We start from the raw sequence: 14,247 nt of genomic DNA on the forward strand, positions 1-14,247 counted from the left end.
ACTAGCGATTGATATCTTTGAGTATTTGCTTTAATTCTTCTGGTCGTTGCGTTCCCACAACATATTCTTTGGTCTTGCTTTTATGGGAAACCTTAAAGTGCAGTCCTTTGCTACCTCTGGTATTATAAACAGTTCCGTATCCCGTCCAAATTCTGATACCCCACCCACCTACAAAACCGTAATCGATGACTTCTGGATCTTTCAAGTCCTCCCAGAACCATTTCTTGGTCAAGAATGGAACGTAATTGATTTTGATAAAGTCTTGAGTGATTTCAGTTTTTAAAACCAGTGCAAACATAAGTACGCTTATCGCTACTGGTAAAAGGCTTAGCAGAAGTTTAATAGGAAGTTCTAAAGTTGCTCCGTCCTCCTGAACAAGCCAGATCCCAATCAGGCACAAAACCATTAGTAAGGCTGTTCCCCACGTCACCCAAGGTGAAAAACGCTGCTTTTCTTGAAATAGAACTTTCATGAATGTAAAGGTACGCGATCGGGATATACTATTTTGGTCAGGTAAAGTCCTTGACCTGGAGCGCTGGGACCTGCTTGATTACGGTCTTGAGATTTTATGATGTGGTCTAAATCCTCCACCATTTTCTTACCGTAACCTATTTCTAAAAGCGTTCCCATGACTGCTCGTACCATATTCCGCAAGAACCGATCTGCAGTGATATGGAAAATAACGTGATGATCATCTATTTGGAACCGAGCTTCTGTAACTGTGCAGTTGTACGTTTTTACCTGTGTTTTGCTTCGGGAGAAGCATTTGAAGTTTTTAGTGCCCAATAATTGGTCAGCCGCTTCTTGCATTAATCCAAAATCGGGTTTGCGGTAAAGAATGTAGCTGTTTTTATTGAAGAATGGATCAGGCCTTAGATGTATGTGGTATTCATAAGATCGGGAAATTGCATCAAAACGAGCGTGATCTTCACTTCCTACTTCATAAAGATTAAAAACACTTATGTCTTCTGGCAGCCACCGGTTCAGGCGGTACACGATGTTCTCGATTTGAGCTGGTTTTTCAAGGTCAAAGTGGGCAAACATTTGCTTAGCGTGTACGCCAGTATCCGTGCGACCTGCTCCTGTTGTCAGTACGGGCTGCTTTAGAAGCAACTTTAATCCTTCTTCCAATCTTTCTTGTACGGTAATGGCATCGGGCTGTTTTTGCCAGCCATGGTAGTTTGTGCCATCATAAGCAAATTCGATGAAATAGCGTCTAGAAGAACTCATGCCGCAAAGATAGGAATGCCTAGGTCAGAAGCTTTTGTCTCAACGCGACAGATTCACGATCGATTCTTTTTAAATCTAAACTTAAATCTAAACTCAAACTCAATTTTAATAAGCTAGAAAAGTATCACCGGAGAAAATTGTAAAATGCGAGAAATTACAAAAACTAGTTACTCCCAAGCTCACCAACTAACCCTCCAGCTTTCTATTACGCATCCCATCCAGCAGGTGGATCGTACGTGTTCCGTAGGCAGCATTAGATTCAGAGTGTGTCGCTTGAATTATGGTGACACCCTCATTTTGATTTAGATTCTTGAACAGCTCCATGATTTCGTTGCTCTGTTGCGAGTTGAGGTTTCCAGTAGGTTCATCGGCGAGGATGAGTTTGGCTCTTGCAACGAGAGCTCGAGCGACTCCCACAAGCTGCTGCTGGCCTCCGCTGAGTTGATTTGGAAAAAGATCTTTTTTACCTACGATGTTAAACCGGTCCAGGATGTCAGCAACACGGGCTTTGCGCTCACTGCTCTTGACGTTTTTATAGAGTAGGGGCGTCTCGATGTTTTCATAAACCGTGAGCTCATCGATCAGGTGATAAGCCTGAAATACAAAACCTATGTGTTCTTTATAGAGTCTGGACAACTGCTTTTCCTTGAGCTTGTGCACTGGTTCTCCTAGAAACTCATAACTTCCTTCCTGGAACCCATCCAGCATCCCGATAACGTTCAGCAAAGTAGATTTTCCCGATCCCGATGGTCCCATGATGGAAATGAACTCCCCTTCTTTCACCCTTAAATTCAGATCATTGAGTAAAAAGATGCGGTTGCCACCTTGTTTGACCCACTTGTAAATGTTTTTCAGTTCAATCATTTGATAGTTTCTTAATCGTTATGAATTTCAGTTATTTATTGTTTGTTGTCCATTTTAGTTGTCAAGTCGATATTGATTTGATTTCGAGATTAATAACTCGTTCTCGACTACCGCTCAAATTGACACTTGCTTAATTTTTATTGCGCTTTCAGACTTGGACAAGCTCAGTATAAACTTCTTTTCGTTTCCGCTTTCGCGAAAGCGAACTCATAAAAATCTTCACCGCTACGATCGTCCTTCAACTTTTGTCTTACTGCTGTTCACTGAGCGGCGTCTGAGGTCAGCGATCTTTCCATTTTTTCATTCCGTTTTTAAACTTTCCACCGGATTTCTCATTGCGGTTGAAACGGTTTTAATACTCATTACCGCGAGAGCAATTACGGTCATTGCGGCGATGCTGCCCAAGAAAATCCAAATACTGATGTCCGTACGGAATACAAAATCGTTGAGATAATCCTGAATGAAATAGTATGCGATGGGTGCGGCGATTAAGAAGGCGATTAAAATCAGAATGACAAAATCTCTACACAACAATAAATTGATCTGCGCCACGGTGGCGCCCAGAACCTTACGTACTCCTATCTCTTTGCGACGTCGCTCGGTGGTATGTACCACGAGCCCGAGTAATCCAAGACAACTGATCAAAATAGACAGTCCTGTTGCCCAGTTGAGCAATTTAGACAGGCGCTGGTCTTCACGGTAAAATCGTTCAATGCTCTCGTCTAGAAAGCCTACACTAACATCGCTATCAGGAAAAATAGAGAGATATGTGCTTTCTATCCGATCAATGATGTCGGAAATATCTGAATTTGCCGCAGTTTTAAGGTGCACTGTGCTGAAGTATCCCCAGCCGCTGCGCGATAGGTCTCCCGTAAAAGCAAGTGGCATAATTTCATTTTTGGCAGAGGCCTGATGAAAATCTTTCATCACTCCTACAACGGTAATCTTTTTGTCATCATAAGTCACTTGCTGATTGATAATTTCCTCAGGTGAGTTGAAGCCTAGAATCTTTGTAGCTTTTTCATTAAGGACAAATTCAGCGATGGTATCATTGAGCGGTACTCTACCGGCCAGTAAGTCAATATTGTACAATTCAAGATATTCTGTATCGCCGTACTGCATGCGCACCTCAGTTTTGTATTCCTGACCGTCGTGATTGATTTTCATCAAGTTCACATGGGTACTCATACTCGCTGGAGGCATGCTACCCAGACTGGTCATCTCAACACCTGATATTTTGCTCAATTCAATCTGAAGTGCGGCTTTTTTGCTAAAATCTTTCTCGCCCCACGGCATCTGTACAAATAGGCGGTTTTCTTTTTCAAAACCCATATCCTGATTTAATACAAAATGTATCTGTCGACCCACAAGAAGGGAACCGATGATGAATACCTGAGCTACACCAAATTGAAAAACCGTCAGTCCTTTACGTATAGTTGGATTGCCACTTGTAGATGAATATTCTCCTTTGAGAACTTTACTGGGTTTAAAACTTGACAAAACAAGGGACGGATAAAACCCTGCGGCAAATGTGACCACTAGAAGCAACACTAATATCCCCATCAGAACAACAGGTTTTAATAAAAGACCTAGACTAATAGCATCTACAATATAATCAGAGAATATCTGGATCAACCAATAGGATAAGCCTACGGATAACGCTATGGAGAGCAAGGTGAGTAAGAAAGTCTCGCCTAGAAACTGTCTTATGAGTTGGCCTCTTGAACTACCCAGTGTTTTACGTACCCCTATCTCGCGCGCTCTTTGGGTTGCACTGGCGGTGTTTAGATTGATAAAATTTACGACGCCCAGCAAAAGAAGGAAAAGCGCAACGAAACCTAATGAGGTAAGAACTGTTTTGTTGGCTTGGTTCCGGCTGTAATCATAAATACCATATTTAGTATTGAAATGAATGTCAGATAACGGTTGGAGCTTATACCATGACTTCATACCGAATTCTATGGACTCTTCATCCCATTGTGATTCAGCGAGGGTTGCCAATCTTTTGTTGATCGAAGCAACATCTGCATCAGGTCGCAATTGCACATAAAGTTGTGAACTGGAATTAATGCTGTCAAATCCTTGCTCGCTCATGCCTTTAAGGTCACTCTGGCTCACCGTTTCATAGGCAATGAATTCTGTAAAAACCAGATCAGAATTGTTCTCAAAATCAGCTACAATGCCAGAAACATTAGCTTGAAATTCTGTGTAGTCCAGAGTTTGCCCTATTATCTCTTCAGGTGATAAATTAGGGAAATAGTAGGCTGCCTTTTGCTGGGTGAGAACCACATTGTTCGGAGTGCTGAGCGCTGTTTCTGGATTACCGGCAAGCCATTCATAGTCAAAAATTGAGAAATAGCTACTTTCTGCAAAAATGACCCTATCGTTGATCTTGCTGGTTTTTTGAGTGCTGAGTGCGGTGATTTTTGCAGGGTTATAAAGAATAAAGTGCGCTTTTTTCTCCACTTCGGGATATTCTGCGAGCATGGTTTCACCCAGTGGAATAGGAGTTCCCGGGTTACCGAAAGCATCATCACCAAATTCTAAATCGCTTACCGCCCTATAAATGTGCTCACCATTTTTATGAAAACGATCAAATGTAAAATCGTGATACACCATCATGCCTATTACCAACGAGGCACTAAGGCCTATGGAAAGGCTTATAATATTGATTACTGAAAAGAATTTCTGCTTCCAGAGGCTTCTCCAAGCTATTTTAAGGTAGTTTTTAAGCATGATGTTGATGTTATTGCCTCAAAGATTACTTGATCTATGCCAGTTTTACAAATCAGTGAATTTCAGTATTTTGTAACAGATTTATAGAAATGAAGTGTCCGATTTTGATACAGCTATGTGCGATTTTGGGAAAGTGGGTAAGAAGTACGCTTTCGCGAAAGCGTAAATAATTCAATCACTTGAAAACTGAAACAAATGAACAAAGAGATGAGAATCAGAAATCAAAACTATCGCGCAAACACCTCTGCCATCGAGACTTTAAGGTCGGGAAATAATTTACCTGAAACGAGGTCGGGACTGTTTCGTTTCTCAAAAAGCCCAAAGCGCTCATAAATATCGTTTTCTAGCGCGTAGATTTCAATGTAGAATAATTCTGGTTGAACCAACCAATATTCCTTTACACCATTTTCCTGATATAGATTAAACTTCTCATTGTAATCCTTCTTTGAAGTTGACTCTGAGAGAATTTCGATAATGAGATCGGGTGCGCCTTTGCAACCCGCATCGTCAAGTTTGCTAGGGTCGCAAACGAGGCAGATGTCTGGTTGAACAACCGTGTCTATTTCTTGATCTTTCTGGCCTTTGTTTTTAACTAAACGTACATCAAAAGGGGAATGGTACACCTCGCAAGAATGATTTTCAAAGTGACTGTAAAACTTTGAACTAAGAACAGTTTCAGCTTTTTGATGCCATCGCTTGGGTGCCGGACTCATTTTATGAATCCAGCCTTTGATCAATTCCACCCGCTCGCTAAACTCCCACGTCAGATAATCTGCATAGGTGTAGCGTTTTTTAAGATCAAGTGAAGAAAAATCGGTTACTGGCTTCATACCCTACTAGTCTTTCCCAAAGTTAGCTATTTTTCACAACAATGGCTCAGATTCATATACGCTTTCGCGAAAGCGAGAAAAATACATAGACTATCAAATTCATATTCCTACGATTAGCTTTCGTCATAGGTCATCAAGCAAAGGGGTCATACCTCGCTGCTTTGCTCACTCTTCAAACTCTTGATTAGATTTGCCACCGCTGCATGCACCGTTTTAAAACTTATGGTTAATAATGCGATCTATAGAGCAGTAAAACCACCGGTAGCAAAAATGTGCCAGTGTAACTCTGTGCGGTACGGATAATACTGTAACCAATTATAAGTCAAGTAATAAGCAACGGGAAATGCAATAAGAAAAGCGATGCCTACCAGCTTTACAAAATCTAGGGACAGCAGCACGGTCACTCTTGCAACACTTGCACCTACAACTTTGCGTATGCAGATCTCTTTGCGGCGTTGAGCAACCATAAGCAGGGAACTTTTTGGCCATGTAGAAAATGTTAGAAAAATCGAAGTCTACGAATTGAGCTTAGATGAAAAGTTGGAAAAAAGCTATGGCCCTCAATGACTTTAATATAACTGTTATTCTCTAAACAATTCAATATATTCTAGCAATCGTCCTCAGTTCCAGTTGAATTTATACTGACCACTCACCGATTTCATTTCAGTAATGATCACTAACTCGCTATTTTCTAAATCTTTAAAATCCAGTTTGATTTGTTGCAGGCCGTCTAATTTGCTATAAGTTCTAGTCCACAATTCTTGATCATTTGAGATGATTTTAAGGGTAAGTGTACCTTTAAAAATTTCAGCAGATCCCTCAAAAGAAAAAGATTTATCCTCATTTAAAACTATCGTTCTTTGAAGGTTGCCATTGGATTTTTCAAGTCCATTTTGATCACGTTTTGCGGCAATTCTTTCTGTGAGGATTGCTGAACAATTCCATACACATATGCAGGAAGACTACAAATCAGTCCTATATAAATGATGATTAGACTTTTCATATCTTCTGTTTTTTGACGCCTGGAGTGGCGAGATATTCTTAGTATTCTGAGGTTAAATTGTCTTGCTCTTTTTGTGATGGTTACGCTTTCCCTCGGTCGCCATAGGATTGCTGACGGCGCAGCGCGAAAGCGGAATTATCAAAATCCAAAATGCTACGATAGTCTCTTATCCTTTGTCTTATTGCGAAGCGGTCTTTCATCTTTTACTCCGTTTTCAAACTCTTCACAGGATTAGCCACTGCAGCTTTGATAGCTTGAAAACTCACAGTGATCAAGGTCAAAATCAGAGCTCCGATTCCAGCTAGTAGGAACACGTCCACACTTATATCTGTACGGTAACTGAAGCGCTCGATCCAACCGTTCATAAAGTAGTAGGCGAGTGGCGCCGCTATGAGTATACTGATGCATACGAGCAGCAGGAAGTCTTTGGAAAGTAGCAACCACAGGTTTGCAACGCTAGCGCCTAATACTTTGCGTACTCCTATCTCTTTAGTACGCTGCTCTGCCACAAATGATGCGAGGCCGAATAACCCTAAACAACTTATGATGATAGCGAGAATGGTAAATAATTTTGATAATCCAGCAACTCGTTCCTCGTTTTCAAATTTTCTAGCAAAATTCTCGTCTATAAAATCGTACTGGAAGGGTACGTTGGGGAAATGTTCCTTAAATACTTTTTCAACTATAGCGAGGTTTTCCGCTACAGAATTTTCTGGGTTCAAGCGCATTTGATAGTACGCAGAATTATCATACTTGTCAAAAGGGTAGATGTGTTGTTTTACAGGTTCGTACGGAGATTGTATAATGGCATCTCTCACCACTCCTATTATTTTTAAAGGTGGTTCAGGATCATCGCTCGCGTTATCTATGAGTAGTTTTCCTATTGGATCTTGAATTTGCATGTACTTTACGGCAGTTTCATTAAGGATGACTGCATTAGAATCCGTGGCAAAATTTCTGCTGAAATCCCTACCTTCAATGATCTCCATCCCCATGGTTTCTATGTAATCCCATGAAACATGCGTCATGGCAAAATCTTCTTGAAATCCTTCTGGTTTTCCATCCCATTTATATCCAGCGGTGTTAGACCATACCTCTGTAACCGGACTCAGGGAACTGGCAAAGGCTGTAACCGCTCCACAATTCATGAATTGCGTTCTACTGAAATCATATTTTCCGTTGAAGTCATGACTGAAGATGGGTACTTGTATGAGGCCTGCTTTATCATATCCCATCGGTCGGTTCTTTGAGTATTCAATTTGACTTAATACAATCAGGGTTCCTATGATCAAGGTAATTGAAACCGTAAACTGGGTCACCACAAGTATCTTGCGAGGTAATGCCGCATAACGCCCAGATTTAAAAGTTCCTTTCAAAACTTTTACTGGAGTGAATGATGATAGGTATAGCGATGGGTAACTACCTGCCAGGAGTGCGGTAACTAAAATGAATACTAAGGAAAATATCCAGAACCAGCCATTCAAATAGGGAAAAGAAATATTCTTATTGGCCATCTCATTGAAGTAGCTCAATGAAACTATAACGATAACAATGGCTAGAAAATAAGCTAACAAAACTACTAGAAACGACTCGCTCAAAAACTGTTTGATGAGTTGGGATCGAGTGGAACCTATGGATTTGCGAATACCCACTTCCAGAGATCTTTTTTCTGATCGCGCGGTACTTAAATTCATGAAGTTAATGCATGCCAGTATTAATACAAATATTCCTATGATGCCAAATAGCCAAACATTCTCGATACGCCCGCCAGCTTTTTTACCATCTATGTACTCACCGTATAGATGCCACTCTTCCATGGGGTTGATGTGTAGGGTAGGGTTGTGATCATTATCTGGTTGTGCGTTCTTTTTTGTGTCGGCGATTGCGGCGTCTGCCTGTGACATGGTGACGCCTTCCTTGAGCAGAACAAACATTTGAAATGAGTTGTTGTCCCAGTTATCTGCATTGGTTCTAATCCATTCTCTGGAAGAAGTGTAATATTCCCAGGGCATTAAATAGTGCATAGTGGAAAAAGAACCGTGTTGAGGTGGATTTTTATAAACTGCCGTAACTTTGAGGGATTCCCCTCTGTCTATACTGACCAGCTGACCTATAGGATCTTCTTTCCCAAATAAGGCTTCGGCAGACTGCTCAGAAATCATTAAGCTCTTTGGATCACAAAGGCCTCGCTCAACCCCCTTTATAACCTCTATATCCAGCACTTCTAAGATTTCCTTGCTCATAAAGAAACCGTTGAGAGAGAAGCTCTCGCCACCGTGATTGAAGAATTGGGCACTTTCCCAGCTAGACATTACTACATGCTCAAAAATATCAGAGTGTTTCTCCTTAACCTCAAACTCAAGCGGTAGTGGAATCGCTTGACCGGTACTTATTTGTCCATTAAAAGTCTGGCTTTGCCATACTTGGGCAATTCTAGCTTTGTTAGTGTATGCATTGTTAAATGTGAACTCGTCATTAATCCAAAGACCTATCATGATCGTGACGGCCATTCCTAGTGCGAGTCCTAGAATGTTTATGGCAGAGTAAATCTTACTTTTAATCAGATTCCTCCAGGCTATTTTGAAATTGTTTTTTAGCATTTGGTTTGTTTTAGTTTCGCTTTCGCGAAAGCGTAATTATTAAGATCTACACCGATACGATGGTCTTTACTCCTTTATCTTTAAGCGAAGCGATTATTCATCTTCTATTCCGTTTTCAAGCTTTTGATGGGATTTGCAACTGCTGCTTTTATGGCCTGGAAGCTCACCGTGAGCAGGGCTATAGCAAGTGCTGAAAAAGCAGCCAAGAAAAATACGAGCGGATTGATCTCAATGCGGTAGGCAAAATCCTGCAGCCAATTTTCCATAACGAGATAGCCGACTGGGATGGCGATTACCACTGCAATCCCTATGAGTTTCAAGAAGTCTTGTGACAGCAATTTCACGATATTTGTAACGCTGGAGCCTAGTACTTTGCGTACACCTATTTCTTTGCGACGCTGCTCTGCCGTGTAGGCCGATAGTCCAAAAAGCCCCAAACACGATATGAAAATTGCCAGTACAGCAAAGATTTGTGATAGCTGACCGATCAGGTTCTCACTTCTGAAACGTGCCTCAAACTCATCGTCCACAAATCGATATTCAAGAGGGTAGCCTTCATTATGTTTATCCAAAACCTTTTCAATCTCTGTGATGACGCTGTGGGTATCAATGCCTTCAGCAGGTTTTAGGTAGAGGTAGTTAGCGCCTTCTTTCTGGTGATAAAACAGCACGGGATCACTATCTGTATACATGTCGCCATATTGATAATTTGCTACGACTCCTTTTACGGTAAGTTGCATATCGCCCCAGGTTACAATAGAGCCTATGATATCTTCCTTTTTCATGAGATCAGCAAAGGATTTTGAGATAAGGATACTGGTTGAATCTTTAGCCACGTCAGTTGAGAAACCTCGACCTTCCAGAATATCTAAACCAGTAGTTTTAAAATAATCTTTTGTGATTGTATGGAAGGAAACGAGAATATCTTCATCTTCTGGCTTGCCGTCCCATTCTAGTCCAGAAGTGTTGTTCCCTTCAGAAAGCGCTTGCGAATTGCTAAGACCCGCACTAGAAATTACACCAGCCGATTTCAAGTCTTGCTCGATCAATTCGAAATTTTCAATGATTTGATCCGTATAAGGGATTTCGACCAGATTGTCTTTATCGATTCCCAAATCCCTGTTTTTAACATGCTGTACCTGTTGATATACCAGTATCGTACTGATGATAAAAACGATGGATACTGAAAATTGAGCAACCACAAGTCCCTTGCGTATGAACGTAGCGCCTCCACTTGATTTAAAGGCACCTTTTAAAACGGATACAGGTTTGAACGAAGACAGATAAAATGCTGGGTAAAGTCCCGCTAGCAAACCACATAACAAAATTATAGAGGTCAAACTTATGATATGCAAAGGATCCATAAGTCTAAGCGAGACTCGAGCGTTGAGCATAGCGTTAAATTCCGGAATGATCAAGAGTAAAAGCCCCACGCTCAAGACTCCGGCTAGAAACGCAGTGACCAGCGACTCTGATAAAAATTGAAAAATCAACTGATTCTTACTTGAGCCAAGCGCCTTGCGCATGCCTACTTCATTTGCCCTCTTCTCGCTGCGAGCAGTTGCGATATTCATAAAATTGATACAGGCAATGATGAGTATGATCAAGGCAATTGCGGCAAACAACCTTATAAATTCTATTTGCCCACCTACAATTTCACCATTTTTAAACGTATTCCTCAGATGCCAGTCTTCTGCAGAAAATAGTATGGCTTCTGTACTTGGATCGTTGGTTTTTGTAGGTAAAACGGCTTTTACCTTTTCATTTGTTGCGGTGTAATCAGCGCTGGGCTTAAGTTTTACAAAAGCATCTGTGAAATTGCTGTCGTAGCCTTGAGTCCACTCCTTGCCATCTGTAAAATTCTCGAAGGGTATAAATGAATCGAAAGTGTAAGTAGAGGACTCAGGTATATTTTTAATGACTCCCGTCACTTGATAGCTCTCGGTTTTGTTAATGAGTAAGGTCTGGTTTAATGGATCTTGATTTTGAAAAAGTCTAACTGCAAGGTCTTGAGTCAAAACAATGCTCTTTTTGTTTTGAAACGTACGCTCCGCATTTCCAGCAATGAATTCAAGACTGAAGATGTCAAAAATATCTTCATCAGCATAGGCGCTATTGCCATTAAGAGCTGTTTCTCCTGCGGTTAGTAACAGATCTGTATTGCGCATTCTTCCGGATTTTGCCACTTCTGGAATTTCGTCCTTCAGCACTTGTGCGAGAGGTCCCGGAGTCGCTTGATTAAAAGTGCGCCACTCTCCGTCATATTTTTGATTTGTAGGTATTGAATAGACAAGGTGTTTATCTTCAATATGCTGATCGTAGCTCAGCTCACCTTCAATCCATAGAAAAATCAATCCAGCACAAGTGATTCCTATAGCGAGTCCTGCAATATTTAATAAAGAGTATCCCTTGTTTTTCCAAAGGTTTCTCAAAGCGATTTTGAAATAGTTTTTTAGCATTTTTAAGTTCGTTTGCTATTTGTTTTTGTTACGCTTTCGCGAAAGCGGAAACCTTCTACGGCATTATCATAAATTCAATAAAGCAATGTGCTATCCAGAGAATGAAAGGGACCATGGGAATATTATTTTGATTGATGGGAAGCCGCTATACCGCTGCCGTTGCTTTTGCTTTATATTCTGAAAGCACATTTTCAGTCACTTTCTGACCGTCCAGCATCCTAATGATGCGGTGGCTGTACTTGGCATCGTGTTCACTATGTGTTACCATAACTATAGTTGTTCCAGCGGCATTGAGTTCAGTAAGCAGATCCATGACCTCGTTACCGTTACTGCTGTCCAGATTACCCGTAGGTTCATCGGCAAGGATGAGCTTGGGATTATTGATTACAGCTCTAGCGACGGCCACACGCTGCTGCTGACCACCTGATAGCTGTTGCGGGAAATGATTGCGACGGTGCATGATCTGCATTTTTTCAAGTACCTCATCTACGCGTTTTTTGCGCTCTGATGTCTTCACATTTGTGTAGATCAACGGTAACTCAACGTTTTCAAAAACGGTCAGCTCATCGATTAGGTTGAAACTCTGAAAAACGAATCCAATATTGTGCTTGCGCAACTGGGAACGTTTACGCTCGTTATAACCGCTCACCTCGGTGCCGTTGAAGATAAAGCTCCCGCCGTCTGGATCATCCAGCAATCCTAGGATATTGAGTAAGGTAGATTTTCCACAACCAGATGGTCCCATAATCGCGACAAATTCTCCTTCATTTACGTGAAAGGATAGTTTATTGAGAGCTACGGTGCGTACTTCTTCTGTAGCATAATATTTTTCAAGGTCTATAATCTTTATCATTTTTCTGCTGATTAGATGATTATTAAAGGAATTTTAAATGCCTTTGTGGATTAAAACTTGGGTGATTTAAATCTTTTCGTATGCGTGGTGATCTCTCTGGCAAAGGCCTTTGATCTCCATGATTTTTGTAGTCTAAGTGGTGCATCTATTATTTTCATAGCAGTGTTTTTTAAATTGTTGATGATCAGTTTTATATTAGCTCACAGCTCACAGCTCACAGCTCATAGCTCTTCATCAATTCAGTACAAGTTCTTCTACATCACCGTAGCTATCATAGCTATTTGTGATGACACGATCGCCAGGCTGTAATCCTTCAAGAACTTCATAGTATTTAGTATTCTGGCTTCCCAGTTTTATGGGTACTTTGTATGCCCGATCACCATCTTGGCTCACTTTGAAAATCCAGTTTCCGCCTGTTTCTTGGAAAAAACCACCTTTTGATACGAGAAGCGCTTCTTTCTCTTGGCTCAAAGCCAGTCTTATTTGCAGGCTTTGTCCTCTTCTTATCTCTTCTGGTGTGGCGTTTACAAAAGTCATATCCACCTGAAAGCGTCCATTGTTCACCTGGCTGTACACCTTTTTGATCTCCAGTTCATAGGTTTTTGAATCCATGTCAAAAGTTCCACGCTGACCTGCGTAGATGCGGGAGATGTAATGCTCGTCTATATCCACACGCACTTTAAATCCATCGAGAACATCTATTTGTCCCAGACGAGCTCCCTTATTTATGGATTGCCCGATTTCTGCATCTAGCGAGGTGAGCTGACCATCTACCGGAGCACGTACTACAAGATCTGCCACTTTCCTACGCATTAGTTCAAGTGCATTTTGTGTGCGGGCGTAGGAACTCTGTGCTTGATTGTTCTCAATCTGAACGGCAAGTGAATCTTGTGCAAGGATCTGTTTAGAAAGTTCCATACGTTCTTTCTGGTAGTTGTAATTGTTCTCAGACTGAATGAATACCTGTTTAGCAATAACGCCTTTTTCATACAGTCTTTTATTAAGGTCGTACACGCGCTTAGCTTCGATAAGACTGTTTTCAACATCAGTATTTTGGTTCAGGCGGTTGATGGTATTTTGACGCGCTTGATTCTGGGAGATCTGCATTTGTGTCAAGAGATTGTACACCGACGTTTCTTGATTGACTAGGCTTAATTCTAAGTCGGTGTTTGACAATCTCATAATGGGTTCACCTTTTTTCATCATGGCGCCATCTTCGACAAATTTTTCCTCAACACGACCACCTTCAAGTGCATCTAGATAAATGGTGTTTTTAGGCAGGACTACGCCGTTCACAGGTATGTTTTCCTGAAAAACACCTAGTGTTACCTCATTTATGGACAACCTTTCTTTTTCAACGTTTAATTTTGATGCTCCCGTGGTAGAAAGTAAAACAAAAACGATCAGGGCAATAATTGCCACACCACCTGCGATCATTAGTATCTTCCGTAAGTTGAATCTTTTCTTTTCTAAGGGTATATCCATGATTATCACATTCTCGTCCAAGTGATCTTGATAAACGTGCCAAAACTATTTCCTGTTGATATTCAGTTATTTGTATTAGGGATTAACAGATTTGAGTGTACGGTTTTGATACAGTTGTGTACGTTTTTGTAAAAGGGTTTGAAGATGTTACGCTTTCGCGAAAGCGGAAAATTGACAGAGAACCTCC

The 14,247-nt window shown here is 41.1% G+C and carries 12 protein-coding genes; all 12 read right to left on the reverse strand.

What is annotated here, in order from left to right; genetic code table 11:
• Position 1: 1 nt before the first annotated feature.
• The 12 genes from BST97_RS14780 to BST97_RS14825 all read right to left on the reverse strand — a co-directional run bounded on the left by BST97_RS14780 (position 2) and on the right by BST97_RS14825 (position 14,060).
• The gene (locus tag BST97_RS14780) at positions 2 to 472 is read right to left on the reverse strand and encodes a hypothetical protein (protein ID WP_085767959.1); all 471 of its coding nucleotides are present in this window, start codon (positions 470 to 472) and stop codon (positions 2 to 4) included.
• A complete protein-coding gene (gene truA, locus BST97_RS14785; RefSeq protein WP_085767960.1) occupies positions 469 to 1,230 on the reverse strand; it encodes a tRNA pseudouridine(38-40) synthase TruA in 762 nt (253 codons plus the stop codon). Before truA ends, BST97_RS14780 begins: the two co-directional genes overlap by 4 nt.
• Positions 1,231 to 1,416: 186 nt before the next feature.
• Positions 1,417 to 2,094, reverse strand: coding sequence for an ABC transporter ATP-binding protein (locus tag BST97_RS14790; protein WP_085767961.1), 678 nt, complete (start codon positions 2,092 to 2,094; stop codon positions 1,417 to 1,419).
• 300 nt (positions 2,095 to 2,394) lie between these two features.
• Entirely contained in the window at positions 2,395 to 4,830 is a 2,436-nt protein-coding gene (locus BST97_RS14795) for an ABC transporter permease (protein ID WP_085767962.1), read from the reverse strand.
• 227 nt (positions 4,831 to 5,057) lie between these two features.
• Positions 5,058 to 5,660 (reverse strand): Uma2 family endonuclease, encoded by a 603-nt coding sequence (locus BST97_RS14800; protein ID WP_085767963.1) that lies wholly within the window; start codon positions 5,658 to 5,660, stop codon positions 5,058 to 5,060.
• Positions 5,661 to 5,899: 239 nt separating this feature from the next.
• Complete coding sequence (locus BST97_RS14805; RefSeq protein ID WP_085767964.1) at positions 5,900 to 6,127, reverse strand: ABC transporter permease; 228 nt, start codon at positions 6,125 to 6,127, stop codon at positions 5,900 to 5,902.
• 153 nt (positions 6,128 to 6,280) lie between these two features.
• A complete protein-coding gene (locus BST97_RS15900) occupies positions 6,281 to 6,418 on the reverse strand; it encodes a hypothetical protein (protein WP_157111697.1) in 138 nt (45 codons plus the stop codon).
• 92 nt (positions 6,419 to 6,510) lie between these two features.
• Positions 6,511 to 6,663 (reverse strand): hypothetical protein, encoded by a 153-nt coding sequence (locus BST97_RS15905; RefSeq protein ID WP_157111699.1) that lies wholly within the window; start codon positions 6,661 to 6,663, stop codon positions 6,511 to 6,513.
• 203 nt (positions 6,664 to 6,866) lie between these two features.
• Positions 6,867 to 9,263 carry an ABC transporter permease gene (locus BST97_RS14810; protein WP_085767965.1) on the reverse strand — a complete coding sequence of 799 codons (2,397 nt, stop codon included), beginning with the start codon at positions 9,261 to 9,263 and terminating at the stop codon, positions 6,867 to 6,869.
• 104 nt (positions 9,264 to 9,367) lie between these two features.
• A complete protein-coding gene (locus BST97_RS14815) occupies positions 9,368 to 11,722 on the reverse strand; it encodes an ABC transporter permease (protein ID WP_085767966.1) in 2,355 nt (784 codons plus the stop codon).
• Positions 11,723 to 11,867: 145 nt separating this feature from the next.
• The gene (locus BST97_RS14820; protein ID WP_085767967.1) at positions 11,868 to 12,575 is read right to left on the reverse strand and encodes an ABC transporter ATP-binding protein; all 708 of its coding nucleotides are present in this window, start codon (positions 12,573 to 12,575) and stop codon (positions 11,868 to 11,870) included.
• 234 nt (positions 12,576 to 12,809) lie between these two features.
• A complete protein-coding gene (locus BST97_RS14825; RefSeq protein ID WP_085767968.1) occupies positions 12,810 to 14,060 on the reverse strand; it encodes an efflux RND transporter periplasmic adaptor subunit in 1,251 nt (416 codons plus the stop codon).
• Between the last annotated feature and the right edge of the window lie 187 nt (positions 14,061 to 14,247).

It is taken from the genome of Nonlabens spongiae (genome assembly GCF_002117125.1).
Classification (GTDB): domain Bacteria; phylum Bacteroidota; class Bacteroidia; order Flavobacteriales; family Flavobacteriaceae; genus Nonlabens; species Nonlabens spongiae.

Coding starts and splice junctions, on each gene's coding strand:
- BST97_RS14780 (WP_085767959.1), bottom strand. CDS start 472: ATGAAAGTTCTATTTCAAGAAAAGCAGCGTTTTTCACCTTGGGTGACG.
- truA (WP_085767960.1), bottom strand. CDS start 1,230: ATGAGTTCTTCTAGACGCTATTTCATCGAATTTGCTTATGATGGCACA.
- BST97_RS14790 (WP_085767961.1), bottom strand. CDS start 2,094: ATGATTGAACTGAAAAACATTTACAAGTGGGTCAAACAAGGTGGCAAC.
- BST97_RS14795 (WP_085767962.1), bottom strand. CDS start 4,830: ATGCTTAAAAACTACCTTAAAATAGCTTGGAGAAGCCTCTGGAAGCAG.
- BST97_RS14800 (WP_085767963.1), bottom strand. CDS start 5,660: ATGAAGCCAGTAACCGATTTTTCTTCACTTGATCTTAAAAAACGCTAC.
- BST97_RS14805 (WP_085767964.1), bottom strand. CDS start 6,127: ATGGTTGCTCAACGCCGCAAAGAGATCTGCATACGCAAAGTTGTAGGT.
- BST97_RS15905 (WP_157111699.1), bottom strand. CDS start 6,663: ATGAAAAGTCTAATCATCATTTATATAGGACTGATTTGTAGTCTTCCT.
- BST97_RS14810 (WP_085767965.1), bottom strand. CDS start 9,263: ATGCTAAAAAACAATTTCAAAATAGCCTGGAGGAATCTGATTAAAAGT.
- BST97_RS14815 (WP_085767966.1), bottom strand. CDS start 11,722: ATGCTAAAAAACTATTTCAAAATCGCTTTGAGAAACCTTTGGAAAAAC.
- BST97_RS14820 (WP_085767967.1), bottom strand. CDS start 12,575: ATGATAAAGATTATAGACCTTGAAAAATATTATGCTACAGAAGAAGTA.
- BST97_RS14825 (WP_085767968.1), bottom strand. CDS start 14,060: ATGGATATACCCTTAGAAAAGAAAAGATTCAACTTACGGAAGATACTA.